This is a genomic window from Pseudomonas sp. A25(2017), assembly GCF_002001065.1.
GTDB classification, from domain to species: Bacteria; Pseudomonadota; Gammaproteobacteria; order Pseudomonadales; family Pseudomonadaceae; genus Aquipseudomonas; species Aquipseudomonas kilonensis.
The window spans coordinates 150,124-176,190 of sequence record NZ_MUOA01000061.1 but is presented as its reverse complement, the minus strand read 5'-3'; the positions used below and the strand labels follow the sequence as shown (position 1 = coordinate 176,190).

The following is a 26,067-nucleotide window of genomic DNA, read 5'->3' as shown; positions in this document are numbered from 1 at the left end:
TGTGGGAGCGAGCCTGCTCGCGATCGGGCCTAAAGAACACCACAACCTTCGAACCTAGATCCACCCACCCCACTGCAACACAAAGATCCCCAGGTTGGTGGTAATCGCCGCCATCAGCGTGGTGATGACGATGATCGCCGCCGCCAGTTCATGGTTGCCGTCGGCCGCTCGGGCCATGACGTAACTGGCGGCGGCGGTGGGGCTGCCGAAGTACAGGAACAGGATCCCCAGCTCCGCCCCGCGAAAGCCCCAGAGCCAGGCACCGAGGGTGGCCACCAGTGGCAGGCCGACCATCTTCACCAGGCTCGAACTCAGGGCCATCTTGCCGCTCTTGCGCAGGGCCGCCAGCGACAGCGTGCCGCCGATGCAGATCAACGCCAGGGGCAAGGTCATTTGCGACAGGTACTTGGCCGAGGTCTCGAACCAGTTCGGCAGGCCAATCTGCCAATAGGCGAACGGCGCGGCGCTGATCACGCTGATGATCAGCGGGTTGCTGATCACGCTTTTGCAGATGCTCCACGGGTCGGACTTGATCACCGGGCTGTAGACCGCCAGCACGATGGTCGACAAGGTGTTGTAGAACAGGATCACCAGCGCCGCGAGAATCGCCCCCAGGGAAATTCCGTAGTCGCCATACATGCTCGCCGCCAGCGCCAGGCCGATGACTCCGTTGTTGCCGCGAAACGCACCTTGGGTATAGATGCCGCGATCTTCGCGCGGGCAACGCCAGATCGCCCAGCCCCAGGCCATCGCAAAGCTCACCAGGGTAGCGATGGAAAAATAGATCAGCAGGTCGGGCTGCAACGCCGCATGCAGGTCGGCATGGAGGATGCCGAGGAACAACAGCGCCGGCATGGTGACGTTGAACACCAGGGACGAGGCGATGTGGATGAAGTTGTCGTTGATCCAGTCGATGCGCTTGAGCAACGCCCCCAGAAACAGCATGGCAAACACCGGTGCGGTGATGTTCAGGGTTTCGAGGAAAATTGCCAGCATGCCGGGGACCTTGAGAGCGGTGTCGTTAGGTGGCTAATGATAAGCCACTCACGGCATTGGCGTCTGTTAGAGCGCTATCGCGAGCAAGCTCGCTCCCACATTTATTCTGCGCTGAACACAAAATCCACATTCACCCCACATCCCCCTGTGGGAGCGGGCTTGCTCGCGAAGACGGCAGCACATCCAACATCAATGCAAGCTGAACCACCGCATTCGCGAGCAAGCCCGCTCCCACACTGGATCTCCAACGATCACGAAGTCATCAGGTAATCGGCGCCGGGTTGAACAAGGTGATGTCGTTGTACAGCTTGTGCCGCTCGGCCCAGGTCTGTTTCTTGCCGCTGGCCACGTCCAGGTAGTAGTGGAACAGCTCCCAACCCAACTCTTCGATGGTCGCCCGTCCAGTGGCGATCCGGCCGGCGTCGATGTCGATCAGGTCCGGCCAGCGCTGGGCCAGTTCGGTGCGGGTCGAGACCTTGACCACCGGGGCCATGGCCAAGCCGTACGGCGTGCCGCGGCCGGTGGTGAACACATGCAGGTTCATCCCCGCCGCCAGTTGCAGCGTGCCGCAGACAAAGTCACTGGCCGGTGTGGCGCAGAAGATCAGGCCCTTTTGCTTGAAGCGCTCGCCCGGGCCGAGCACGCCGTTGATCGCGCTGCTGCCGGACTTGACGATCGAGCCCAGGGACTTTTCAACGATGTTCGACAGTCCGCCCTTCTTGTTGCCCGGCGTGGTGTTGGCACTGCGATCAGCCTCGCCCTTGGCCAGGTAACGGTCGTACCAGTCCATTTCCCGCACCAGTTCCTGGGCCACTTCCTGGGTTTGCGCCCGAGAAGTCAGCAGGTAGATCGCATCGCGCACTTCGGTGACTTCGGAGAACATCACCGTCGCCCCGGCCCGCAGCAACAGGTCCGAGGCGTAGCCCAGCGCCGGGTTGGCGGTGATGCCGGAGAACGCATCGCTGCCGCCGCACTGCATGCCCAGGATCAGTTCCGAAGCCGGTACGGTTTCGCGACGGCGCTGGTCGAGTTTCTTCAGGCGGGTCTCGGCCAGTTCCATGATCTGCTCGATCATTTCGGTGAAACCGTGGCTGGAATCCTGCAAGCGATACAACCAAGGCTCGCTGAGGTCCACCGAGCTGTCGTTCTCATGCATCACCTGCCCGGCCTGCAATTTCTCGCAGCCCAGGCTGATCACCAGTGCCTCGCCCCCCAGGTTCGGGTTGCGCGCCAGGTTGCGCACGGTACGAATCGGGATGTAGGCGTCGGTGGCAGTGATCGCCACGCCACAGCCATAGCTGTGGGTCAGCGCCACCACGTCATCGACGTTCGGGTACTTGGGCAGCAGCTCATCCTTGATGCGCTTGACCGCATGGTCCAGCACCCCGGTCACGCACTGCACCGTGGTGGTGATGCCCAGGATGTTGCGCGTGCCGACGGTACCGTCGGCGTTGCGATACCCCTCGAAGGTGTAGCCCTCCAGTGGCGCGTCGGCCACCGGCACATCAGTGGACAGCGGCAAGCTGTCCAGCGGCGGCGCGGTGGGCATGCGCAACTGGTCTTCCTTGACCCAACTGCCGCGAGGGATCTCTTGCAGCGCGTAGCCAATGACCTGGCCGTAGCGAATCACCTCGCCTCCCTCGGGAATGTCCACCAGGGTGACCTTGTGACTCTGCGGTACGAAGTCGACGGTGACCAGGCCGTCCGGGAACTCGGTCCCGGCCGGTACGCCCTGGTCATTGACGACGATCACCACGTTGTCCCGCTCATGCAGGCGGATGTAACGGGGCGAATCGGCATGTTCAATCAGTTGCATTGATGCCGCTCCTCAGGACTTGGCTTCAGACAGGCTGGCGATGTCGGCATCCTTGGCCGTTGGTTCCTTGAGCACCACACGCTTGATCGGCCCGACGATGACCAGGTAGCTGAACACCGCCATCAGCGCGTTGCAACCGACGAACACCAGTGCCCATTTGAACGAGCCTGTGGAGCTGATGATGTAGCCAATGACGATTGGCGTGGTGATCGATGCCAGGTTGCCAAAGGTGTTGAACAGGCCACCGCTCAAACCGGCGATCTGTTTTGGCGACGTGTCGGAGACCACGGCCCAGCCCAGTGCGCCGACGCCTTTACCGAAGAAGGCCAGGGCCATGAAGCCCACCACCATCCATTCGATGTCGACGTAGTTGCACGCGACGATACTGCTGGACACCAGCAGGCCGGCGATGATCGGCGTCTTGCGGGCGAAGGTCAGCGAGTGGCCCTTGCGCAGCAGGTAATCGGAAATCACCCCGCCCAGCACGCCGCCGATAAAACCGCAGATCGCCGGCAAGGACGCGATGAAACCGGCCTTGAGGATGGTCATGCCGCGTTCCTGCACCAGGTACACCGGGAACCAGGTCAGGAAGAAGTAGGTGATGCCGTTGATGCAGTACTGGCCCAAGTACACGCCGAGCATCATGCGGTTGGTCAGCAGTTGGCGGATGTAGTCCCACTTCGGACCGTCGGCTTTCTTTTCCTTTTCCTTGCCCTTGTCCTGGTCCATGTCGACCATCGCGCCGTTGGCGGCGATGTGATTGAACTCGGCCTCGTTGATCATCGGGTGCTGGCGCGGACCGTAGATCACTTTCAACCAGATCAGCGAGAACACGATGCCAATCACGCCCATCACGATGAACACGTGCTGCCAGCCGAAACGGTAGACGATCCAGCCCATCAGCGGTGCGAACAACACGGTGGCAAAATACTGCGCCGAGTTGAAGATCGCCGAGGCGGTGCCGCGTTCTGCGGTCGGGAACCAGGCGGCGACGATCCGTGCATTGCCCGGGAAGGACGGCGCTTCGGCCAACCCCACCAGAAAGCGCAGCATGAACAGTGCAACCACGGCCGTGGACATGCCGAATTCACCGACATAGCCTTGCAGCACGGTGAACAGCGACCAGGTGAAAATGCTCAAGGCATAGATTTTTTTCGACCCGAAACGATCGAGCAGCCAGCCGCCGGGAATCTGCCCGGCCACGTAGGCCCAGCCGAAGGCGGAGAAGATATAACCGAGGGTGACGGCATCGATGCCGAGGTCTTTTTGCAGGCTGGAGCCTGCGATGGCGATGGTGGCACGGTCGGCGTAGTTGATCGTTGTCACCAAAAACAGCATGAGCAGGATCAAATAGCGGACGTGAGTCGGCTTGGTCGCTTGCATGTAACAGTACTCCCACTATTTATTTTTATGCGGGTCAGCAGATTGTACGGCCGGGCTGGAAATCCAACCCGGCCGGTGTTGCGTTTACGAGCCGATGTAAGCGGTCTTCACCACGGTGTAGAACTCTTGCGCGTAGCGACCTTGCTCACGCGAACCATAGGACGAACCTTTGCGCCCGCCGAACGGCACGTGGTAATCCACGCCGGCGGTCGGCAGGTTGACCATCACCATGCCCGCCTGGGAATGGCGCTTGAAGTGGTTGGCATACTTCAACGAGGTGGTGGCGATACCGGCCGACAGACCGAACTCGGTGTCGTTGGCCATCGCCAGCGCCGCCTCGTAGTCGGCCACGCGCACGACGTTGGCCACCGGGCCGAAGATCTCTTCGCGGCTGATGCGCATCGAGGCTTCGCTGTCGGCGAACAGGGTCGGTGCCAGGAAGTAACCTTCGGTGTCGCACGTCACCAGGCCGCCACCGCTGACCAACCGCGCACCTTCGCTCTGGCCGATGTCGATGTACTTCAAGTCCTGGCTGAGCTGGGCTTCGGAAACCACCGGGCCGATATCGGTGCCGGCCTTCAATGCATGGCCGACCTTGATCGACTGCATGCGCTCGGCCATGGCCTCGACGAACTTGTCGTGGATGCCGGCGGTGACGATCAGGCGACTGGAGGCCGTGCAACGCTGGCCGGTGGAGTAGAACGCGCTCTGTACCGCCAGCTCGACGGCCTGCTTGAGGTCGGCGTCGTCGAGGATGATCTGCGGGTTCTTGCCGCCCATCTCCAACTGCACCTTGGCCTGGCGCGACACGCAGTTGACCGCGATCTGCCGGCCCACGCCCACCGAACCGGTAAAGCTGATGCCGTCGACTTTCGGGCTGTTGACCAGCACTTCGCCGACCACACGGCCGCTGCCCATCACCAGGTTGAACGCACCGGCCGGGAAACCGGCGCGGGAGATGATCTCGGCCAGGGCCCAGGCGCAGCCCGGCACCAACTCGGCAGGTTTGATCACCACGCAGTTGCCGTAGGCCAGGGCCGGGGCGATTTTCCACGCGGGAATGGCGATCGGGAAGTTCCACGGGGTGATCAGGCCGACCACACCGAGGGCTTCGCGGGTGACTTCGACGTTGACGCCCGGGCGCACCGACGGCACGTAATCGCCCGACAGGCGCAGGCATTCACCGGCGAAGAATTTGAAAATGTTACCAGCGCGGGTCACTTCGCCGATGGCTTCGGGCAGGGTCTTGCCCTCTTCCCGGGCCAGCAATTGGCCGAGTTCTTCGCGGCGGGCGAGGATCTCGCTGCCGACTTTGTCCAGCGCATCATGACGGGCCTGGATGCCCGAGGTCGACCAGGCCGGGAAGGCGGCGCGGGCGGCTTCAATGGCGGCATTGACTTGCGCTGCGTCAGCCTTGGCGTATTCACCGATGACATCGGACAAGTCAGACGGGTTGATGTTGGTGCAATAGTCGGCACCGGCCACCCACTGACCGTTGATGTAGTTATCGAAACGCTTTGAATCTGCCACGGAGCTACTCCTTCTACAAAAGCGATCTGGGGACGCAGAGCGTCCCTGGCGGCATTCCCACGCAGAGCGTGGGAACGACAAGCCTTACGCAAAAAGCCGCTGATTACTCAGCGGCCTCATCGGGTCTGTTACTGCTTGCCTTGCTTGTCGATCAGCGCGGCCAGGGCTTCGTATTCTTCTGGCAGCAGGTCGGTCAGCGGGGTGCGCACAGGGCCGGCGTCATAACCAACGATCTTCGCGCCGGCCTTGACGATGCTCACCGCGTAACCGGCCTTGCGGTTGCGGATGTCCAGGTAAGGCAGGAAGAAGTCGTCGATGATCTTGCCGACGGTCTCGTGATCGTCGCGGGCAATGGCGTGGTAGAAATCCATCGCGGTTTTCGGGATGAAGTTGAACACCGCCGAGGAGTAGACCGGTACGCCCAGGGCCTTGTAGGCCGCGGCATAGACTTCAGCGGTCGGCAGGCCGCCCAGGTAGCTGAAGCGGTCGCCGAGGCGGCGACGGATCGACACCATCAGTTCGATATCGCCCAGGCCATCCTTGTAGCCGATCAGGTTCGGGCAGCGCTCGGCCAGTTGTTCCAGCAAAGTGGCGTTCAGGCGGCAGACGTTGCGGTTGTACACCACCACGCCGATCTTCACCGATTTGCACACGGCTTCAACGTGGGCGGCAACGCCGTCCTGGCTGGCTTCGGTCAGGTAGTGCGGCAGCAGCAACAGGCCCTTGGCACCCAGGCGCTCGGCTTCTTGAGCGTATTCGATGGCCTGGCGGGTAGCACCGCCGACACCGGCAAGGATTGGCACGCTGGTGGCGCAGGTATCGACGGCGGTCTTGATGACTTGGGAATACTCGCTGGCGGCCAGGGAGAAGAATTCACCGGTGCCGCCCGCCGCGAACAAAGCAGAGGCGCCATACGGGGCCAGCCACTCGAGGCGCTTGATGTAGCTGTCGCGATTGAAATCGCCTTGGGCAGTAAAGTCGGTGACCGGGAACGACAGCAGGCCAGACGAGAGGATGGACTTCAGTTCTTGTGGATTCATTATTCGAACACCCTGGACGCAAATGATGTGTTGTAGGAAACGGTTCAGCTTCACGTGAAGTTGTAGGTCATCGTACAACTTAAAATATGAACGTCAACTGCATTTCGTCTTTTGTCGGGGGTCAGGACCGGGGCGTTTGTCGTGAAGCCTTGTAAATCGGGGGTTTGAGCGGGATTGGAAGACGGATGAAACTTGCCGCCCGAGCATCAGGACCGCTCGTCGTCACTGTCAACTTTGCCAGTAGGCGTCGTCAGGGCAAGGGGGCATAACCCAGGCATGGCTGTGCTGGGCACGGCCGTAGTCCTCACAATCTTTTAAGTGAGCCGCCCGTACGCGACGATCAGGGCGGCCTCACAGGGAGTGACATCATGACGACGTATGCGAAACCCACGCTCAAGGATTTTCCAACCGCAGGGGAAATCACAATCAGCCTGTCAAAGACAACGACGTTAATCGTGAAGATTCCGGATACAGCTTTCGCACCGTACTCGAACGCCCAACTGACTTTGGGCGTCGGCTCGACGCCTCCTACTCCGGCAGGCGCGTTTACACCTCTGACCGAGGGCGAAGAAGGTACGCCGCGCAAGGATGTGACAGTGACTGTAACCAACGCCGAGTTGACCGCTTACCTCGGCAAATTGGTTGAGCTTCGTTACGAGGTTAGTTACGAGAGCTGGGATCCCGATACATCCGATCCGCAAATGTTGCGGGTCAACGCGTAGGACCACGCGCCTACGACTCGTCAGACGGGCACACAGATACAAAGCCGGACACCGCTCCCCTGTGGCGAGGGGATTTATCCCCGCTGGGTTGCACAGCAACCCCAGAGGCGGTGACTCAATCCGATCTGACACACAGAGGCGTCAGTGTGGGGCTGCTTCGCACCCCAGCGGGGATAAATCCCCTCGCCACAGAAACAGCGACTCACCTCATCTCAACTGACAGCAGCTAGCCCTGCGCCTGCGCCTCTTCATGGGCCTGGCGCAGCCTTTCGCGGCTGTTGGTCAGGTGCAAGCGCATGGCCGCACGGGCCGCCTCGGAGTCCTGGCGGGCGATGGCGTCGTAGATCTCCTCGTGCTCACGGCTCAGGCGGTTCATGTAGCGCTGCTGGTCATCGTGGGCCAGGCGCGCCGAGTTCACCCGGGTACGCGGAATGATGCTGGTGCCCAGGTGGGTCATGATGTCGGTGAAGTAGCGGTTGCCGGTGGACAGGGCGATTTCCAGGTGGAAGGCGAAGTCCGAGGCCACCGCATCGCTGGCGTGGGCGGCGCTTTCGTTCAAGGCGTCGAGGGCGGCGCGCATGGCGGCCAGTTGCTCGTCGCTGCGGCGCTGCGCCGCCAGCCCGGCGGACTCCACTTCCAGGCTGATGCGCAATTCCAGGATCGCCAGCACGTCACGCAAGGTGACCACGGTGGCCGGGTCGATGCGAAAACCGCTCGGGCTCGGCGTGTCCAGCACGAAGGTGCCGATGCCATGGCGGGTTTCCACCTGGCCGGCCGCCTGCAAGCGGGAAATCGCCTCGCGCACCACCGTACGGCTGACGCCATGGGCTTCCATGATCGCCGACTCGGTGGGCAATTTATCGCCACGCTTGAGCAGGCCGTCGCGAATCTGCTCGGTCAACACCGTCACCAGCTCCTGCGCCAGGCTGCGGCGCTTGCGGGGAAAGCGTGGTACGTCGATCGGGTTTTCCATGGGGCTGTGTCTCGGTAAACGGCTGAATGGCAACATCATAGCGCAACGTGGTTGTACGATCACCGTGGGAGCAGTGGCGAGTCGGGTGCTGACACCGAGTCGGCTTCATCGCGAGCAGGCTCGCTCCCACAGGTTTTGTGGTGTTTATGCGGTTACGGTGCGCTCCACCAGTTGGCCATTTTCGATACGCACATGTCGCGGGTGGAAACGTTTCAAACTGCTTCGGTGGCCGACGCTGACGATGCTCAGGCCCGGCAACTGGTCGATCAGCGCCTGGTACAGCGTTGCTTCGTCTTCTTCATCCATCGCCGACGTGGCTTCGTCCATGTACAACCATTGCGGCGCATAAAGCAATGCCCGGGCAAACGCCAGGCGTTGTTGCTCGCCGGGCGAGAGCATGCGTTGCCAGTGGTTACTCTCATCCAGCCGCGAGATCAGGTGCGGCAGGCGGCAGGTTTCCAGCACCTGTGCATAACGTTCGTTGGGGTAGATATCGCCGGCCTGTGGATAACTCAATACCTCACGCAGGCTGCCAATCGGCAGATAAGGCTTCTGCGGCAGGAACAGGTAACGCGCGGCCGGAAGCCGGATCGTCCCGTGCCCCGCCGGCCACAAGTGCCCCATCGCGCGCAGCAGGGTCGATTTACCGCTGCCTGAACGGCCACTGAGCATCACCCGCTCGCCCGGCTCCACGGTCATGTCGGCGTTATCGAGCAGATGGCGACCGTCGGCCAGGTCCAGCCCCAGGTGATGAACCTTCAACCCATCACCCTGGTTTTGCACATCGATGGCCGGCACACGGTCTTCGTTGTCGCTCATGGCCTGGCGGAAACTCAGCAGACGATCGCAGGTGGCGCGCCACGCGGCGAGGTCGGCGTAGGCGCTGATGAACCAGCTGAAGTTCTCCTGCACATTGCCGAAGGCCGAGTTGATCTGCATGAGCTCGCCCAGTTGGATCTTGCCGGCGAAGTAGCGCGGTGCGGCGACGATGAACGGGAAGATGATCGCGATCTGGCCATAGCCGGAGGTGAAGAACGTCAGGCGCTTGGACACCCGCATGATGTCCCAGAAGTTATGCCAGACCAGGCCAAAACGCCCGCTCAAGCGACGGTTTTCGTTCGGTTCGCCGTTGTACAGGGCAATGCTCTCGGCGTTTTCGCGCACCCGGACCATGGAGAAACGCAGGTCCGCTTCGAAGCGTTGCTGGTTGTTGTTCAGACCGATCAGGCGACGGCCGATCAGGTGCGTCAGCCAACTGCCCACCGCCGCATATACCAGCGCACACCAGAACATGTAGCCAGGGATGGTGTAGCCGAACACCTCGATGCTGCCTGACACGCCCCACAAAATGATCGAGAACGACACCAGGCTGACCACGGTACGCAGCAACCCCAGGCCCAGGCTCAGGGTATTGCTGGTAAAACTGTTGAGGTCTTCGGAAATCCGCTGGTCCGGGTTATCGGTATAACCGCCCTGCTCCAGTCGGTAATAGTTCTTGTCATTGAGCCAACGGGCAAAATGCTGCTCGGTCAGCCAGGCCCGCCAGCGAATGGTCAGCATCTGCGTGAGGTACAAGCGATAGACCGCGCCGAGGATCGCCACCGCCGCGATGCCGCAGAAATACAGGATCAATTGCCAGAACGCCGCGCTGTCCTTCTCTTGCAGGGCGTTGTAGAAATCCTTGTACCAACTGTTGATCCACACCGAAATCGCCACGCTGAACAGCGACAGCGCGATCACGGCGATCAACAGCGTCCAGGCCTTGCCCTTCTCCTCACTGCGCCAGTACGGCGTGGTCATTTGCCAGACACGGCGGAAAAACTGCCCGCGCACCGCGTCATTGACCGCGGAATATTCAGCGTTCTGATTCATGGTTAAGGCTCAATAGGGAAAAGAACTCGGGCCGATCATAAAGCAACGGCCCGAGGTGTCGCGAGGGTGGACAGCATTCGTTCAGCGCAGGTTCAGCGACGCACGGGACGCTTTTGCAATTTGCGCTGCAAGGTCCGCCGGTGCATGCCCAGGGCGCGGGCCGTGGCGGAGATATTGCCTTCGTGCTCGGTCAGCACCCGCTGGATGTGCTCCCATTGCAGGCGATCCACCGACATGGGGTTTTCCGGCACCAGGGTGTCGAGGTCGGCGTGCTCGGACAACAACGCCGCCAGTACATCATCGGCATCCGCCGGTTTGCACAGGTAATTGCAGGCACCGCGCTTGATGGCCTCGACCGCGGTGGCGATGCTCGAGTAACCGGTGAGGATCACCACGCGCATCTCCGGGTCCAGCTCCAGCAGCTTGGGCAGCAGCACCAGGCCCGAATCGCCGTCCATTTTCAGGTCCAGGGCGGCGTAGTCCGGCAGGTCGGCCTGGGCGATGGTCAGGCCTTCTTCGGCAGAACCTGCGGTGCTGACGCGAAAACCGCGACGGGACATGGCGCGGGCCATGACGCGGGTAAACGTGGCGTCGTCATCTACCAGCAACAGGTGCGGCAGCTCTTCGCCGTCGACTTGGATCTCGTCACTCATGTTTCGTCTCCTCGGTCGGCATGGGGCAGGCGCAGCTCGGTGAGCGTGCCGCCTTCCTCATGGGGGTAGAGTTTCACCGAGCCGCCGGCGCGTGTCACGCTGGCTTTGCTCAAAAACAGGCCCAGGCCGAAACCTTTGCCCTTGGTGGTATAGAACGGTTTGCCGATCTGCTCGGCAATCGCCAGCGGCACACCGGCGCCATGGTCGCGAATACTGATGGTCAGATCATAGACATTCCAGTCCAACGCCACTTCCAGCCCTTCGGGGCAAGCATCGGCGGCGTTGTTGAGCAGGTTCAGCAGCGCCTGGGTCAGGTCCGGCGGCGGCGCCATGCGCGGAACCGCCCCCTGGCCCAGGCGCTGGAAGCGATAACTGGCTTCCGGGCGCATCAGGTGCCAGCGGTTCAGCGCTTCGTCGAGCCAATCGGTGACGTCTTGCATGTCGATGGCCAGCCGGCGATTGGCCTCGGCCGCACGCACCAGGTATTGCAGGGTTTCCTTGCACAGCTTGACCTGGTCCTGCAGCACGCTGAGATCATCCTGCAGCGCCGGGTCGTGGTGATCCTGGCGCATCTCCTTGAGCAGCACACTCATGGTCGCCAGCGGCGTGCCCAATTCGTGAGCGGCGCCGGCGGCCTGGGTCGCCACGGCCAGCAATTGCTCGTCCCGCAAGCCCTCTTCACGACGGATGGCCCGCAGCTCTTCCTGGCGGCGCAGCTCCTCGGCCATGCGCGCGGCAAAAAACGTGATGACCCCCGCGGCCAGGGCGAAACTCAGCCACATGCCGTAGATCTGCAGGTTTTCCCGGGCGATGGGGAAGGTTTCCAGCGGATAGAAGCGCGCCAGCAGCAAGGTGTACAGCGCCAGGGCGATACCGGAAAGAATCAGCGAATAGCGCCACGGCAACGTCACCGCGGCGATGGTCAGTGGCACCAGGTAATAGGAGACGAAGGGGTTGGTGGAACCGCCAGAGAAATACAGCAGCGCACTGTGGATAAACAGGTCGCCGGCCAGTTGCACGGCGTATTCCAGCTCGGTCACCGGCCACGAGGTGCGCAGGCGAATCGCCGTCAGCGCACAGAGCACGCTGGAACAGACCAGGGTGATCGCCAATTGCAGCCAGGGCAGCGGCAGCAGGTCGAACCAATAGGCGAGCCCAACGGACCCAGCCTGGGCCGCCAGGACCAGAATGCGGATGAATGTCAGGCGCCAGAGGTTCTGGCGAGAGGCGGATGTCATTTGCAAAGGGGCGAGCATGAGCTCTCCTGATGAGCGCTCCAGGCGGATCGAACGGAGTATAACCAAGGCGCGGCTTGCAGCGGCAGATCTGCGGCAAAGCGCCACAGCCTCCAGCCTCGCTGCATGCCCTTGTGGCGAGGGGATACTGTGGGAGCAAGGCTTGCCCGCGATGAAGGCGCTGCGGTCTTCCATAGAGGAAGGTGCCCTTTCGCGAGCAAGCTTTGCTCCCACAGCGGGGATAAATCCCCTCGCCACAGAAAGCCTTTCACCGTGCATGATCTGTATAGAAGTTGTAACTGTGCGAACCCACCCATAAAAGCTAGAGTCTTAACGTTCACGCAGGCCCGGACCTCACCCCTGCACATCATCCCAAGGAGCTTTCATGCACACGTTCAGTCGCCCCGCCGCCCTGCTCGCCCTGCTCGCCCTCAGCCTCGGCACCGTCGCCAGCCTGCCGGCCCTGGCCGCCGATGAGCTGCACTACAACCAGATTTCCCTGCGCGCCGAAGCCAGCCAGGAAGTGGCCCGCGACCTGATGATCGTCACCCTCTACACCGAAGAACAGAACACCGACCCGGCCAAACTCGCCGCCGCCGTCAGCACCACGCTGAACAAAGCCATCGGCCAGGCCAAAGAGGTCAAGGCCATCAACCTGCGCCAAGGCAGCCGCAACAGCTACCCGATCTACGACAACAAAGGCGGGAAAATCACCGGCTGGCGCGAACGCGCCGAACTGCGCCTGGAAAGCGCCGACTTCGCCGCCCTGTCCAAACTCACCGGTGAACTGCTTGCTGATATGAAAATGGCCGGCATGGACTTCACCATCGCCACCGCCACCCGCAAGACCAGCGAAGACGCCCTGCTCAAGGACGCCGTCAACGCCTTCAAGGCCCGCGCCCAACTGGCCACCGACGCCCTGGGCGGCAAGGGTTACAAAATCGTCAACCTGAACTTCAACACCAACGGTTATCCACAACCGTACATGCGCCCGCAGATGATGATGAAAGCGGCGTCCATGGATGCTGAGTCGGTGACGCCGGAAGTTGAAGCGGGCACCAGCCAGGTGACGATGACGGCGGATGGGGTGGTTGAGGTGTTGATGCAGTGATGATCGGCGGTGGTTCAGCCAGTCACTGACTGAACCACCGAAGCCGAGCGACAAAACTCTCGTGGCGAGGGAGCTTGCTCCCGCTAGGCTGCGCAGCGGCACCTTTTCAGAGATGTGTGTATATCCTTTTTTTTGTGACGGCGACTAATGGTTCCGCCCTTACGGCGGGTCACTTTCGAAAAGCGCGAAAGTAACCAAAGCGCTTCAGCCCCACCACTCGGCACCTCGCTTAGGCTCGGTGTGCCCTCACTCCGGCATTGCTCCGTGGGCCGCCGCGAAGGGCCATCCATGGCCCAGCGCGGCTACCTCGGCATCCATGCCGAGGTGCCCACGGATCAATGCCTGCGTTCGGCCATCGTGGTTAACGGGGCGCCCGAGATCAACGTCCACCGCGAGGCGGCCTTATAGCCGACCTGGCTCTTGGTGAGACCGCGCTTCTCCTGTGGGAGCAAAGCTTGCTCGCGATGGCGGTGGTTCAGTCACATGCATGTTGAGCTTACTGGCCTCATCGCGAGCAAACTCGCTCCCACAATTTGGGTTGGGGACAGCCGAAGAAACAGACCGGCTGTAAGGCCGCCTCGCGAGCAAGCTTTGCTCCCACAGGTCCTGCTCACACAAGTCTGGTTGGGGTACAGCTGCATGAGCCAGGTCGGCTATAAGGCCGCCTCGCGAGCAAGCTTTGCTCCCACAGATTCTGCTCACACAAGTCTGGTTGGGGTACAGCTGCATGAGCCAGGTCGGCTATAAGGCCGCCTCGGCGTGGACGTTGATCTCGGGCGCCCCGTTAACCACGATGGCCGAACGCAGGCATTGTGGAGTGGGCATCCCGGCATGGATGCCGGGATAGCCGCGCTGGGCCATGGATGGCCCTTCGCGGCGGGCCCACGGAGCAATGCCTTCGTTCGGGCATGCCGAGCCTAGGCGAGGCACCGAGTGGTGGGGCAAGAGCGTTTTGCTTACTTTTGACTGGGCCGGCTCCCGGGCTTCTCAAAAGTGAGCCGCCGTCAGGGCGGAACCCTAAGCAGCCGTTACCGCAGCAATGGATATGTACTCAGCCAACAAAACCCTGACCGGCTGTCAGGCCGCCATCGCGAGCAAGCTCGCTCCCACAGGTTGATCGAAGTACAACCGGGAGAAACAGGTCGGCTATTAGGCCGCCTCGCGAGCAAGCTTTGCTCCCACAGACTTGACGGGGGTACGGCCGGGAGAGACAGCCTCGCCCCCGAAACAACAAGGCGCCACCCAGGAAAACCGCAGGTTGCGCCGAGTACCACCCTCAACGTATGGGCAATGACGGTGCAACGCACATCCCACCCTAACGCACGAATGCCAGCACAAATGCTCCAGCAGAATTGGATCAAGACCATCGTCAGCATGAATGAAGCAAGCACATCAAGCGCGCAAAAAATGGCGAACATGCTGCAATGATTTACATCTGCCCCCCCGATAACCGACAACTGACTGGAACGATAAACAGGGATTTCAAACTCAGCCCATGGTCCTAATACCCCTCTACGGCGCGGGTTTTAAGAGGTAACACCCGCCCATTCCCGGTGCACTACAGCCGAAAAACGCCCCCGAAAAGAGCGCTATTTACCTCGAAAAAACACGCGCAAACGATCAAATGCGTCGAAAGTTACACAGATGCGACATTAAGGTACGTTCGTGCCACTGTTTCGGGCTTGTGGCCGCTCTGGATCTTGCATTGGGTATGGGGCCTGCATAAGTATCCGCAGGACGACTCACGAGGTCGCCCTCAAATCCAAAAATGACAACAAATCATGAGGCCAACATGCTTAAACAAGCGGTCATTCCGTTTTTAGTCGGCGCAAGCTTATTAGCCAGCGCACCTTTCGCCCAAGCCGCGACTAACCTGGTGTTCTGCTCCGAAGGGAGCCCGGCCGGTTTTGACCCTGGTCAGTACACCACCGGAACCGACTTCGACGCCTCTGCAGAGACCATGTTCAACCGCCTGACCCAGTTCGAACGTGGCGGCACCGCCGTGATTCCTGGCCTGGCGAACAAGTGGGATATTTCCGAAGACGGCCTGACCTACACCTTCCATCTGCGTGAAGGCGTCAAGTTCCACACCACCCCGTACTTCAAGCCGACCCGCGAATTCAACGCCGACGACGTGCTGTTCACCTTCAATCGCATGATCAGCAAGGATGACCCGTTCCGTAAGGCCTACCCGACCGAGTTCCCGTACTTCACCGACATGGGGATGGACACCAACATCACCAAGATCGATAAAGTCGACGACCACACTGTCAAGTTCACCCTCAAGGATGTCGACGCCGCGTTCATCCAGAACATGGCGATGAGCTTCGCCTCGATCCAGTCCGCCGAATACGCCGCCCAGTTGCTCAAGGAAGGCAAGGCCTCCGACATCAACCAGAAGCCAGTCGGCACCGGCCCGTTCGTGTTCAAGAGCTACCAGAAAGACTCCAACATCCGCTACACCGGGAACAAGGACTACTGGATACCTGACGACGTGAAGATCGACAACCTGATCTTCGCCATCACCACCGACCCGTCGGTGCGCATGCAGAAACTCAAGAAAAACGAATGCCAGATCACCCTCTTCCCACGCCCGGCCGACCTCAAGGCCCTGAAGGAAGATAAAACGCTGAAGATGCCTGACCAGGCGGGTTTCAACCTGGGCTACATCGCCTATAACGTGATGGACAAGATCAAGGGCAGCAACGAGCCGAACGTGCTGGCTGACCTGAAAGTCCGCCAGGCGCTGGACATGGCGGTCAACAAGCCGCAGATCATCGACTCGGTGTACCAGGGCGCCGGCCAGTTGGCCGTCAACGCCATGCCGCCAACCCAATGGTCCTACGACACCACCATCAAGGACGCCAAGTACGACCCTGAGAAAGCCAAGGCGCTGCTCAAGGAAGCCGGCGTCAAGGAAGGCACCAACATCACCCTGTGGGCGATGCCGGTGCAGCGTCCATACAACCCGAACGCGAAATTGATGGCCGAGATGCTGCAGTCCGACTGGAAGAAAATCGGCCTGAACGTCAACATCGTCAGCTACGAATGGGGCGAGTACATCAAGCGTTCCAAAGGCGGCGAGAACCAGGCGATGATCATCGGCTGGAGCGGTGATAACGGTGACCCGGACAACTGGCTCAACGTGCTGTTTGGCTGCGACTCGCTGGCCGGCAACAACTTCTCCAAATGGTGCGACAAGAAATTCGACGATCTGGTCAAGCAAGCCAAGCGCACCTCCGACCAGTCCAAGCGCACCGAACTGTACAAACAGGCACAACACGTCCTCAAGGACGCCGTGCCAATGACACCTATCGCTCACTCGACGGTGTATCAACCCATGCGCGCCAACGTGCAGGATTTCAAGATCAGCCCATTTGGCTTGAACTCCTTCTACGGCGTCAGCGTCAGCAAATAAGGTGACCTGTGGCGAGGGAGCTTGCTCCCGCTGGGCCGGTCCGACGCTTCGGGCGTAGCGGCTCCTTTTTAAGCGCGATGGCGGTGTACCAACAACACCATCGCGAGCAGGGCTCGCTCCCACGGCATGCCGTTGCTTTAAGCCAAGACTCAGGAAATCGCCTACATCCAAAAGCACTGCGTACCACAGCAGTTGGTTTAGGACGTATCGCCTTTTCCCACAAGTCTTTCAGGCATTACGCATTTACCCCCAGGCCCACGACTCATACCGTCGGGGCCTGGACGGCTTGCTGATCCTGCGGCATCGCTACGCAATGGAATGAGCTCAGTGCTCCGGACCTGCCCTCGGACAGACACCGGCTCACTGGTAAAACACCCCGAACGAGAGAGGGAGCGTCATGCGCCATACCTTGGTTTTATCCGCATTGCTGGGCACCGGCCTGTTGGCCGCGACATCCGCAGCCCAGGCTGCTGGCGGCAGCCTGGTGTTCTGTTCCGAAGGCAGCCCCGCCGGTTTCGACACCGCGCAATACACCACGGCCACCGACAACGATGCCGCCGAGCCGCTGTACAACCGCCTGGCCGAGTTTGAAAAAGGCGCGACCAATGTCGTCCCGGGCCTGGCGACCAGCTGGGACATTTCCGAAGACGGCCTGAAGTACACGTTTCACCTGCGCGAAGGGGTGAAGTTTCATACCACCGATTACTTCACACCGACCCGGGATTTCAACGCCGACGACGTGCTGTTCACCTTCAACCGCATGCTTGACCCGCAGCATCCGTTCCGCAAGGCCTACCCCACCGAGTTCCCGTACTTCAACGGCATGAGCCTGAACAAGAACATCGCCAAGGTGGAAGCGACCGGGCCGTTGACCGTGGTCATGACCCTCAACAGCGTGGACGCCGCGTTCATCCAGAACATCGCCATGAGTTTTGCCGCGATCCTGTCGGCCGAATACGCCGACCAGTTGCTCAAGAACGGCAAACCGAGCGACATCAACCAGAAGCCGATCGGCACCGGGCCGTTCGAGTTCAAGAGTTACCAGAAAGACTCCAACATCCGCTACGTTGCCAACCAGCAGTACTGGGCGCCGGAACGGGTCAAGCTGAACAACCTGATCTTCTCCATCAACACCGACGCCTCGGTGCGGGTGCAGAAGCTCAAGGCCAACGAATGCCAGGTCACCCTGCATCCGCGTCCGGCCGACGTACCAGCCTTGAAGAACGACCCCAAGTTGCAGCTGATCGAGAAGCCCGGCTTCAACCTGGGCTACATCGCCTATAACACCCGCCACAAGCCGTTCGACCAGGTCGACGTGCGCCGGGCGCTGGACATGGCGGTGAACAAGCAAGGCATTCTCAATGCCGTGTATCAGGGCGCGGGGCAACTGGCGCAGAACGCCATGCCGCCGACCCAATGGTCTTACGACGACACCATCAAGGACGTGCCCTACAACCCGGAAAAAGCCAAGGAGCTGCTCAAGGCCGCCGGGGTCAAGGAAGGCACCGAAATCACCCTCTGGGCCATGCCCGTGCAGCGCCCGTACAACCCCAACGCCAAGCTGATGGCCGAAATGCTCCAGGCCGACTGGGCGAAGATCGGTCTGAAGGTGAAGATCGTCAGCTATGAATGGGGCGAGTACATCAAGCGCACCAAGAACGGCGAGCACGACATCAGCCTGATCGGCTGGACCGGCGACAACGGGGACCCGGACAACTGGTTGGGCACGCTGTACAGCTGCGATGCCATTGGTGGCAACAACTACTCCATGTGGTGTGACCAGGACTACGACAAGCTGATCAAGCAGGCCAAGGTCGTCACCGACCGCGACCAGCGCACCGTGCTCTACAAACAGGCCCAGCAGTTGCTCAAGCAGCAAGTGCCGATCACCCCTGTTGCCCACTCGACGGTCAACCAGCCGCTGAGTGCCAAAGTCGAAGGGTTCAAAGTCAGCCCCTTCGGTCGTAACGTGTTCTCGGGCGTCAGCCTGAACCCATAACCGTATAGCCACACAGCGAGGGTTTCCTTTGGAAGCCCTCACGCAGACGTCTTGCCTGAATTCGCCGATCAGGCGCCATGCAAACGTTTGCTAGCTGTGAATGAGTTGCAAAAACCGATAGCCGTATCACCAAAAAAGAACGGCATTAAAAAGAAAGAAAAGGAGCGTTACCCATGAAACTGAGCAGCACCGCGATACTGGCCCTGGCCATCAGCAGCATTAGCGCAACAGCGTTCGCAGAATCCCAGAGCCAGGATTTCGTTCCGACCGAACTGGCGAGCACCAGCGCCCAATCCGAAGCCAAGGGTTTCCTCGATGGCCAAAGCCTGTCAGGCACCACGCGTAACTGGTACGCCAACGAGCTGCTGAAACGGGGCAATTTCAGTTACCAGAAACACGGCGAGACACGTCCCACCGATCGTCGTATCAACTGGGTTCAGGGCACCATCCTCAATTACACCTCGGGCTTTACCCAAGGCACCGTAGGCTTCAGTACCGAAGTCGCTGCCTACAACGCCGTGGTCTTGGACCGCAGCCGCAAGGATATCGCCAACGGCGGCAACCGTACGCTGGCCGAGAACAACGGCGAGGCCGTGGACCAATGGAGCAAGCTGGGCCTGGCCAACGTCAAGGCGCGGGTTTCCAATACCACGCTGACCGCCGGTCGCCAGAACTTCAGTACCCCGATCGTCGATGTGATCGGCAACCGTGCGCTGCCTTCGAGCTTCGAAGGTGTAAGCCTGCACAGCGAAGAGTTCAGCAACCTCTCGTTCGACGCCGGCGTGTTTGACCGCGTATCTCCACGGACCGAACAGAGCCTGTCGAAATTCCGCTCCGAATACACCAACAACAATGCTGAAACCGATAAGGTCAGCGTCGTCGGCCTGAACTATCAGCCGCTCAAGAGCCTGAAGACCAGCCTGTACGCGTCCAAGGTCGAAGATTTCTGGAACCAGTACTACTTCGGCGCCACCCACGAGTTGGGCGACGCATCGGTGCTGGCGCTGACGACCGGTCTGAACTACTACAAGACCGTGGATGAAGGCAAAAAAGAGATGGGTGAAATCGACAACGATACCTACTCTCTGTCGTTGGGCCTGACCCACCAGGCTCACAGCTTGACCTTCTCTTACCAGGCCGTGAACGGTAACGAATACTTCGACTACCTGCACGAAACCAACGGCATCTACCTGGCCAACTCCCTGCTGTCGGACTTCAACGGCCCGAACGAGAAATCCTTCCAGATCGCCTACGGCATCAACATGGCCGAATATGGCGTGCCAGGCCTGAAGTTCAACGTCTACCGCGCTCGCGGCTGGGGCATCGACGGCACCCACTACACCGGCACCGCCTATGACGTGCGCGGCCTGAACGATGAAAACCACTATGAAACCGGCGTCGGCGCTTCCTACGCCGTACAAAGCGGTCCTCTGAAGGCCACGGCGATCCGTGCCACCTACACAGAACACCGCTCCAGCCGTAATCAGCTCGATGGCAGCATCAACGAGTTCCGCCTGGTCACCACCATCCCGTTCAACATTCTCTAAACTGCCACCGGGCGGTCGACTCACAAGGTCGCCCGTCCGGTCTTTTGCCAATTACCCGATTGCAGAGGATTGACGATGAACATGATTCCCCTACGCGCCGTCATCGCCGCCGCGTTGCTGAGTGTCGCCGTTGGCGCCACGGCCAAACCCCTGGTGGTTTGCACAGAAGCCAGCCCGGAAGGCTTCGACATGGTCCAATACACGACTGCAGTCACCGCCGACGCCGTGGCGGAAACCATTTTCAATCGCCTGGCCGATTTCAAGCCCGGCACCACCGAAGTGATTCCGGCCCTGGCCGAATCCTGGGACATCAGTGACGATGGCCTGACGTACACCTTCCACCTGCGCAAGGGCGTCAAGTTCCACACCACCGAATACTTCAAGCCGACCCGCGACATGAACGCCGACGACGTGGTCTGGAGCTTCCAGCGCCAGCTGGACCCGAACCACCCGTGGCACAAACTGTCGAGCGTGGGCTTCCCCTACTTTGAAAGCATGGGCTTCAAGGAACTGCTCAAGAGCGTCGAGAAAGTCGACGAACACACGGTCAAGTTCAGCCTGACCCGTCGCGAAGCGCCGTTCCTGGCTGACATCGCCATGGCCTTCTCGTCGATCTACCCGGCCGAATACGCTGACCAGTTGCTCAAGGCCGGCAAGACCGGCGATCTCAACAGCAAGCCAGTCGGCACCGGGCCGTTCGTCTTCCAGCGCTACAACAAGGACGCCCAGGTTCGCTTCAAGGCCAACCCGGACTACTTCCGGGGCAAGCCGCCGGCCGATGCGCTGGTATTGGCCATCGCCACCGACAACAACGTGCGCATGCAGAAGCTCAAGACCAACGAGTGCCAGATCGCGCTGTATCCAAAACCCGATGACATCCCCAGCATCAAGAAAGACCCGAACCTGAAGGTCGCCGAGCTGGACGCGATGACCGTCTCCTACACCGCCATGAATACCAGCCACAAATACATGAGCGACGTGCGGGTGCGCAAAGCCATCGACCTGGCGTTCGACAAGGAGGCCTACGTCAACGCGCTGTTCGGCAAGGGCAACGCCACCGCAGCGGTCAACCCGTACCCGCCGACCCTGCTGGGCTTCAACCACGACCTGAAGAACCCGACCCGCGACCTGGACAAGGCTCGCCAGCTGCTCAAGGAAGCCGGCGTGCCGCAAGGCACCGTGTTCACCCTGTTCACCCGCAACGGCGGCGGCCCGACCAACCCCAACCCGATGCTCGGCGCGCAGATGATGCAGGCGGACCTGGCCAAGGTCGGGATCAAGGTCGACATCCGCGTGATGGAATGGGGCGAAATGCTCAAGCGCGCGAAAAACGGCGAGCACGACATGGTGTCCGCCGGATGGGCGGGCGACAACGGCGACCCGGACAACTTCCTGACGCCTATGCTCAGTTGCGAGGCCGCCAAGAACGGCGAAAACTACGCGCGTTGGTGCAACGAGAAATTCCAGGCGCTGATCGACCAGGCTCGCGCCACAGTGAACCCCGAGGAGCGCATCAAGCTCTATGAACAGGCCCAGGTGATTTTCAACCAGGACCAACCCTGGATCAGCATGGCCCACACCCGCATGTTCACTGCAATGCGCAACAACGTAGAGGGCTACGTGATTAGCCCGCTCACCACCAACAACTTCGCCACCACCCAGGTGAAGTAGATAAGAAGACGCCCGGCGCCCCTACCCCAGGGATTGCCGGGCACGCCTAACCGGCTGATGAGGTACACCTGAAGATGTTTAGTTTTATTGCCCGCCGACTGGGATTATTGATCCCCACGTTCTTCGGCATCACCTTGCTGACCTTCGCGTTGATTCGCATGATCCCCGGCGACCCCGTGGAAGTGATGATGGGCGAACGTCGGGTCGATCCCGAAATGCATGCACAGGCAATGGAACGCCTTGGCCTCAACAAACCGCTGTATGCCCAGTACCTGGACTACATCGGCAAACTGGCCCACGGCGACCTCGGCGAATCGCTGCGTACCCGTGAAAGCGTATGGACCGAGTTCAGTTCACTATTTCCCGCGACCCTGGAACTGTCCATGGCCGCGCTGTTGTTCGCCGGTATCCTGGGCCTGCTGGCCGGGGTGATCGCGGCACTCAAGCGAGGGTCCCTGTTCGACCATGGGGTGATGGGCATCTCCCTGGCGGGGTATTCGATGCCGATCTTCTGGTGGGGCCTGATCCTGATCATGTTCTTCTCGGTGTCCCTGGGCTGGACGCCGGTGTCGGGACGGATCGACCTGCTCTACGACATCGAGCCGAAAACCGGCTTCATGCTGATCGACACGCTGCTGGCCGATGAGCCGGGCGCGTTTCTCGATGCGCTGCATCACCTGATCCTGCCGGCCATCGTGCTGGGCACCATTCCGTTGGCGGTGATCGCCCGCATGACCCGCTCTTCGATGCTCGAAGTGCTGCGCGAAGACTACATCCGCACCGCCCGCGCCAAAGGCCTGTCGCCGTCGCGCGTGGTGTTCGTGCACGGCCTGCGCAACGCGCTGATCCCGGTGCTGACCGTGGTCGGCCTGCAAGTCGGCACGCTGCTGGCCGGTGCGGTCCTGACCGAAACGATCTTCTCCTGGCCGGGCATCGGCAAGTGGCTGATCGAAGCCATCGGCGCCCGGGACTATCCCGTGGTGCAGAACGGCATCCTGTTAATCGCCTGCCTGGTGATTCTGGTCAACTTCGTCGTGGACATCCTCTACGGCTTTGCCAACCCACGCATCCGTCACCAGCGCTGAGATCAAAACCATGAGTACTCCAACTACCGCGGTAGCAGTCGATCAAAGCCTGCTGTACCCATCCCCGTACAAAGAATTCTGGCACGCGTTTTCCCGCAACAAGGGCGCCGTGGCCGGGCTGCTGTTCATGACCTTGATCGTGTTCTGCGCGCTCTTCGCGCCGTGGGTCGCGCCTCACGACCCGAGCGAGCAGTACCGCGAATTCCTGCTGACGCCGCCGGCGTGGCTTGAAGGCGGGCAGATCCAGTTCCTGCTGGGCACCGACGAGCTGGGCCGTGACTTGCTGTCGCGCCTGATCCAGGGTTCGCGCCTGTCGCTGCTGATCGGCTTGTCGTCGGTGGTGATGTCGCTGATCCCGGGCATCCTGCTGGGGCTGTTCGCCGGATTTTTCCCGCGCCTGCTCGGCCCGACCATCATGCGTTTGATGGACATCATGCTCGCCCTGCCTTCGCTGCTGCTGGCCGTGGCGATCGTCGCCATCCTCGGCCCAGGCCTGATCAACACCGTGATCGCCATCGCCATCGTCTCGTTGCCGTCCTACGTGCGCCTGACCCGTGCCGCCGTGATGGGCGAACTGAACCGCGACTACGTGACCGCCGCCCGCCTGGCCGGTGCCGGCCTGCCGCGCCTGATGTTCATCACCGTGCTGCCCAACTGCATGGCACCGCTGATCGTCCAGGCAACGCTGAGCTTTTCCTCGGCGATCCTCGACGCCGCCGCCCTGGGCTTCCTCGGCCTCGGCGTGCAGCCGCCGACCCCGGAGTGGGGCACCATGCTGGCTTCGGCCCGCGACTACATCGAACGCGCCTGGTGGGTCGTGAGCCTGCCTGGCTTGACCATTTTGCTCAGCGTGCTGGCAATCAACCTGATGGGCGACGGGCTGCGCGATGCGCTGGACCCGAAACTCAAGAATGCCGCCTGAGGAGATTCCCATGTCACTGCTAGAAATCAAGAATCTCAACGTCCGCTTCGGCGACGCCACCGCCGTGCCGGTGGTCGACGGCCTCGACCTGAGCGTGGAAAAAGGCGAAGTCCTGGCGATCGTCGGCGAATCGGGCTCGGGTAAATCCGTGACCATGATGGCGCTGATGGGCCTGATCGAGCACCCCGGCATCGTCACCGCCGACGCGCTGAACTTCGACGGCAAGAACATGCTCAAGCTGAGCAACCGCCAGCGCCGGCAGATCGTCGGCAAGGACCTGGCGATGGTCTTCCAGGACCCGATGACCGCGCTCAATCCCAGCTACACCGTGGGTTTCCAGATCGAAGAAGTGCTGCGCCTGCACCTGAAGATGTCCGGCAAGGCCGCCCGCAAGCGCGCCATCGAACTGCTGGAAAAAGTCGAGATCCCCGGCGCCGCCAGCCGCATGGACGCCTACCCGCATCAACTGTCCGGCGGCATGAGCCAGCGTGTGGCGATTGCCATGGCGATTGCCGGCGAGCCGAAGCTGCTGATCGCCGACGAACCGACCACCGCCCTGGACGTGACCATCCAGGCGCAGATCATGGACCTGCTGCTGGCCCTGCAAAAAGAACAGGACATGGGCCTGGTGCTGATCACCCACGACCTCGCGGTGGTGGCTGAAACCGCCCAGCGCGTGTGCGTGATGTACGCCGGCCAAGCCGTGGAAGTGGGCCAGGTGCCGCAGCTGTTCGACATTCCGGCCCACCCCTACAGCGAAGCGCTGCTGGCGGCGATTCCAGAGCACAGCATGGGCGCCGAGCGCCTGGCGACCTTGCCCGGCATCGTACCCGGTCGCTACGACCGTCCACAAGGCTGCCTGCTGTCGCCGCGCTGCCCGTACGTGCAGGACAACTGCCGTCAACAACGCCCGGCCCTCGATCCGAAATCCAACAGCCTCGCCCGCTGCTTCTACCCGCTGAACCAGGAGGTGGCGTGATGGCCGTCGTACTTACCGCCCGTGACCTGACCCGTCATTACGAAGTGTCCCGCGGCATGTTCAAGGGCCATGCGACCGTGCGCGCCCTCAACGGTGTGTCGTTCGAACTCGAAGCCGGCAAGACCCTGGCCGTGGTCGGCGAATCCGGTTGCGGCAAATCCACCCTCGCCCGGGCCCTGACGCTGATCGAAGAGCCGTCCTCCGGCTCCCTGAAAATCGCCGGCCAGGAAGTGACCGGCGCCAACAAGGCCGAACGCAAGCAATTGCGTAAAGACGTGCAGATGGTGTTCCAGAGCCCCTACGCGTCCCTCAACCCACGGCAGAAAATCGGTGATCAGTTAGCCGAGCCGTTGCTGATCAACACCAGCCTGTCGGCCACCGAGCGACGGGAAAAAGTCCAGGCCATGATGAAGCAGGTGGGCCTGCGCCCCGAGCATTACCAGCGCTACCCGCACATGTTCTCCGGTGGCCAGCGCCAACGCATCGCCCTGGCCCGCGCCATGATGCTGCAACCCAAGGTGCTGGTGGCGGATGAACCGACGTCGGCGCTGGACGTGTCGATCCAGGCTCAGGTGCTGAACCTGTTCATGGACCTGCAGCAGGAATTCAACACCGCCTACGTGTTCATTTCCCACAACCTGGCGGTGGTGCAGCACGTGGCCGACGACGTGATGGTGATGTACCTCGGCCGTCCGGTGGAAATGGGCCCCAACGAGTCCATCTACAGCCGCCCGCTGCACCCGTACACCCAGGCGCTGCTGTCGGCCACCCCGACCATCCACCCGGACCCGAACAAGCCGAAGATCAAGATCGTCGGCGAACTGCCCAACCCGCTCAACCCGCCGTCCGGCTGCGCCTTCCACAAGCGCTGCCCGTACGCCACCGAGCGTTGCAAGACTGAAGAGCCGGCCTTGCGTTTGCTGGATAACCGGCAGGTGGCGTGTCATTACGCCGAGCAGTTCCTCGAAGGTGCGGCGTAAGGCTAAAAGGCAGCAAAGCACTGAAGGCAGAAAAGCCCTTGTGGCGAGGGAGCTTGCTCCCGCTGGGCCGCGAAGCGGCCCCCAAAACAGCCTCCCCGGTGTATCAGCCTGACACATGAAAAAACCCTCCCCCGA

General features: G+C 61.2%; 21 protein-coding genes and 1 pseudogene. 12 read left to right on the top strand and 10 right to left on the bottom strand.

Translation table 11 applies throughout. The features are described from left to right. Positions 1 to 54: 54 nt before the first annotated feature. From B0E42_RS14445 to kdgD, 5 genes are all read right to left on the bottom strand, one after another. On the bottom strand, positions 55 to 996 hold the full coding sequence (locus B0E42_RS14445; protein ID WP_077506703.1) for an AEC family transporter: 942 nt from the start codon (positions 994 to 996) through the stop codon (positions 55 to 57). 262 nt (positions 997 to 1,258) lie between these two features. Then, positions 1,259 to 2,812, bottom strand: a complete 1,554-nt coding sequence (garD, locus tag B0E42_RS14440) for a galactarate dehydratase (protein ID WP_077506702.1) — start codon at positions 2,810 to 2,812, stop codon at positions 1,259 to 1,261. Between the two features lie 12 nt (positions 2,813 to 2,824). Next, positions 2,825 to 4,195, bottom strand: coding sequence for an MFS transporter (locus B0E42_RS14435; RefSeq protein ID WP_077506701.1), 1,371 nt, complete (start codon positions 4,193 to 4,195; stop codon positions 2,825 to 2,827). 84 nt (positions 4,196 to 4,279) lie between these two features. Further along, positions 4,280 to 5,725, bottom strand: coding sequence for an aldehyde dehydrogenase family protein (locus tag B0E42_RS14430; protein ID WP_018601859.1), 1,446 nt, complete (start codon positions 5,723 to 5,725; stop codon positions 4,280 to 4,282). 128 nt (positions 5,726 to 5,853) lie between these two features. Next, positions 5,854 to 6,765 (bottom strand): 5-dehydro-4-deoxyglucarate dehydratase, encoded by a 912-nt coding sequence (gene kdgD, locus B0E42_RS14425; protein WP_003177964.1) that lies wholly within the window; start codon positions 6,763 to 6,765, stop codon positions 5,854 to 5,856. Positions 6,766 to 7,133: 368 nt separating this feature from the next. Between kdgD and B0E42_RS14420 the strand changes: the two genes are divergently transcribed. Continuing rightward, entirely contained in the window at positions 7,134 to 7,487 is a 354-nt protein-coding gene (locus tag B0E42_RS14420) for a hypothetical protein (protein ID WP_077506700.1), read from the top strand. Positions 7,488 to 7,713: 226 nt separating this feature from the next. Here the strand turns inward: B0E42_RS14420 and B0E42_RS14415 are convergent, their stop codons facing one another. The 4 genes from B0E42_RS14415 to B0E42_RS14400 all read right to left on the bottom strand — a co-directional run bounded on the left by B0E42_RS14415 (position 7,714) and on the right by B0E42_RS14400 (position 12,241). After that, positions 7,714 to 8,460 carry a FadR/GntR family transcriptional regulator gene (locus B0E42_RS14415; protein WP_018601868.1) on the bottom strand — a complete coding sequence of 249 codons (747 nt, stop codon included), beginning with the start codon at positions 8,458 to 8,460 and terminating at the stop codon, positions 7,714 to 7,716. Positions 8,461 to 8,604: 144 nt separating this feature from the next. Next, on the bottom strand, positions 8,605 to 10,332 hold the full coding sequence (locus tag B0E42_RS14410; protein WP_053179958.1) for an ABC transporter ATP-binding protein/permease: 1,728 nt from the start codon (positions 10,330 to 10,332) through the stop codon (positions 8,605 to 8,607). Positions 10,333 to 10,424: 92 nt separating this feature from the next. Then, positions 10,425 to 10,985 (bottom strand): response regulator transcription factor, encoded by a 561-nt coding sequence (locus tag B0E42_RS14405; RefSeq protein WP_003177957.1) that lies wholly within the window; start codon positions 10,983 to 10,985, stop codon positions 10,425 to 10,427. After that, entirely contained in the window at positions 10,982 to 12,241 is a 1,260-nt protein-coding gene (locus tag B0E42_RS14400; protein WP_018601873.1) for an ATP-binding protein, read from the bottom strand. The genes B0E42_RS14405 and B0E42_RS14400 overlap by 4 nt, the downstream gene beginning before the upstream one ends. Positions 12,242 to 12,605: 364 nt before the next feature. Here B0E42_RS14400 and B0E42_RS14395 point away from each other — a divergent pair, with 364 nt between their 5' ends. Continuing rightward, a complete protein-coding gene (locus B0E42_RS14395) occupies positions 12,606 to 13,331 on the top strand; it encodes an SIMPL domain-containing protein (protein ID WP_077506699.1) in 726 nt (241 codons plus the stop codon). Positions 13,332 to 13,571: 240 nt separating this feature from the next. Further along, entirely contained in the window at positions 13,572 to 13,739 is a 168-nt protein-coding gene (locus tag B0E42_RS30215; protein WP_139353156.1) for a nucleoid-structuring protein H-NS, read from the top strand. Positions 13,740 to 14,072: 333 nt separating this feature from the next. Here the strand turns inward: B0E42_RS30215 and B0E42_RS31150 are convergent, their stop codons facing one another. After that, entirely contained in the window at positions 14,073 to 14,276 is a 204-nt protein-coding gene (locus tag B0E42_RS31150) for a nucleoid-structuring protein H-NS (RefSeq protein ID WP_156331379.1), read from the bottom strand. Between the two features lie 312 nt (positions 14,277 to 14,588). Between B0E42_RS31150 and B0E42_RS31770 the strand changes: the two are divergent. The 9 genes and pseudogenes from B0E42_RS31770 to B0E42_RS14350 all read left to right on the top strand — a co-directional run. Further along, a pseudogene (locus B0E42_RS31770) lies at positions 14,589 to 14,782 on the top strand (ABC transporter substrate-binding protein); the annotation flags it as partial. A 341-nt stretch (positions 14,783 to 15,123) separates the two neighbouring features. Then, positions 15,124 to 16,749: an ABC transporter substrate-binding protein gene (locus B0E42_RS14385; protein ID WP_018604499.1), complete on the top strand. Its 1,626-nt coding sequence runs from the start codon at positions 15,124 to 15,126 to the stop codon at positions 16,747 to 16,749. A gap of 397 nt (positions 16,750 to 17,146) precedes the next feature. Beyond that, positions 17,147 to 18,748 carry an ABC transporter substrate-binding protein gene (locus B0E42_RS14380; RefSeq protein ID WP_077506698.1) on the top strand — a complete coding sequence of 534 codons (1,602 nt, stop codon included), beginning with the start codon at positions 17,147 to 17,149 and terminating at the stop codon, positions 18,746 to 18,748. 173 nt (positions 18,749 to 18,921) lie between these two features. Beyond that, positions 18,922 to 20,295: an OprD family porin gene (locus tag B0E42_RS14375; protein WP_018604496.1), complete on the top strand. Its 1,374-nt coding sequence runs from the start codon at positions 18,922 to 18,924 to the stop codon at positions 20,293 to 20,295. Positions 20,296 to 20,370: 75 nt separating this feature from the next. Next, positions 20,371 to 21,966 carry an ABC transporter substrate-binding protein gene (locus B0E42_RS14370; protein WP_077506697.1) on the top strand — a complete coding sequence of 532 codons (1,596 nt, stop codon included), beginning with the start codon at positions 20,371 to 20,373 and terminating at the stop codon, positions 21,964 to 21,966. Positions 21,967 to 22,040: 74 nt separating this feature from the next. Beyond that, positions 22,041 to 23,051 carry an ABC transporter permease subunit gene (locus B0E42_RS14365; RefSeq protein ID WP_014336601.1) on the top strand — a complete coding sequence of 337 codons (1,011 nt, stop codon included), beginning with the start codon at positions 22,041 to 22,043 and terminating at the stop codon, positions 23,049 to 23,051. Between the two features lie 10 nt (positions 23,052 to 23,061). After that, positions 23,062 to 23,973 (top strand): ABC transporter permease subunit, encoded by a 912-nt coding sequence (locus tag B0E42_RS14360; RefSeq protein ID WP_077506696.1) that lies wholly within the window; start codon positions 23,062 to 23,064, stop codon positions 23,971 to 23,973. 10 nt (positions 23,974 to 23,983) lie between these two features. Next, positions 23,984 to 24,952 (top strand): ABC transporter ATP-binding protein, encoded by a 969-nt coding sequence (locus tag B0E42_RS14355; protein WP_014336599.1) that lies wholly within the window; start codon positions 23,984 to 23,986, stop codon positions 24,950 to 24,952. Continuing rightward, positions 24,952 to 25,932 (top strand): peptide ABC transporter ATP-binding protein, encoded by a 981-nt coding sequence (locus tag B0E42_RS14350; protein ID WP_014336598.1) that lies wholly within the window; start codon positions 24,952 to 24,954, stop codon positions 25,930 to 25,932. Before B0E42_RS14355 ends, B0E42_RS14350 begins: the two co-directional genes overlap by 1 nt. The last annotated feature ends 135 nt before the right edge of the window (positions 25,933 to 26,067 follow it).

Coding starts and splice junctions, on each gene's coding strand:
- garD (WP_077506702.1), bottom strand. CDS start 2,812: ATGCAACTGATTGAACATGCCGATTCGCCCCGTTACATCCGCCTGCAT.
- B0E42_RS14360 (WP_077506696.1), top strand. CDS start 23,062: ATGAGTACTCCAACTACCGCGGTAGCAGTCGATCAAAGCCTGCTGTAC.
- B0E42_RS14355 (WP_014336599.1), top strand. CDS start 23,984: ATGTCACTGCTAGAAATCAAGAATCTCAACGTCCGCTTCGGCGACGCC.
- B0E42_RS14410 (WP_053179958.1), bottom strand. CDS start 10,332: ATGAATCAGAACGCTGAATATTCCGCGGTCAATGACGCGGTGCGCGGG.
- B0E42_RS14445 (WP_077506703.1), bottom strand. CDS start 996: ATGCTGGCAATTTTCCTCGAAACCCTGAACATCACCGCACCGGTGTTT.
- B0E42_RS14385 (WP_018604499.1), top strand. CDS start 15,124: ATGCTTAAACAAGCGGTCATTCCGTTTTTAGTCGGCGCAAGCTTATTA.
- B0E42_RS14405 (WP_003177957.1), bottom strand. CDS start 10,985: ATGAGTGACGAGATCCAAGTCGACGGCGAAGAGCTGCCGCACCTGTTG.
- B0E42_RS14370 (WP_077506697.1), top strand. CDS start 20,371: ATGAACATGATTCCCCTACGCGCCGTCATCGCCGCCGCGTTGCTGAGT.
- B0E42_RS14395 (WP_077506699.1), top strand. CDS start 12,606: ATGCACACGTTCAGTCGCCCCGCCGCCCTGCTCGCCCTGCTCGCCCTC.
- B0E42_RS14350 (WP_014336598.1), top strand. CDS start 24,952: ATGGCCGTCGTACTTACCGCCCGTGACCTGACCCGTCATTACGAAGTG.
- B0E42_RS14380 (WP_077506698.1), top strand. CDS start 17,147: ATGCGCCATACCTTGGTTTTATCCGCATTGCTGGGCACCGGCCTGTTG.
- B0E42_RS14415 (WP_018601868.1), bottom strand. CDS start 8,460: ATGGAAAACCCGATCGACGTACCACGCTTTCCCCGCAAGCGCCGCAGC.
- B0E42_RS14420 (WP_077506700.1), top strand. CDS start 7,134: ATGACGACGTATGCGAAACCCACGCTCAAGGATTTTCCAACCGCAGGG.
- kdgD (WP_003177964.1), bottom strand. CDS start 6,765: ATGAATCCACAAGAACTGAAGTCCATCCTCTCGTCTGGCCTGCTGTCG.
- B0E42_RS14375 (WP_018604496.1), top strand. CDS start 18,922: ATGAAACTGAGCAGCACCGCGATACTGGCCCTGGCCATCAGCAGCATT.
- B0E42_RS14365 (WP_014336601.1), top strand. CDS start 22,041: ATGTTTAGTTTTATTGCCCGCCGACTGGGATTATTGATCCCCACGTTC.
- B0E42_RS14400 (WP_018601873.1), bottom strand. CDS start 12,241: ATGCTCGCCCCTTTGCAAATGACATCCGCCTCTCGCCAGAACCTCTGG.
- B0E42_RS14435 (WP_077506701.1), bottom strand. CDS start 4,195: ATGCAAGCGACCAAGCCGACTCACGTCCGCTATTTGATCCTGCTCATG.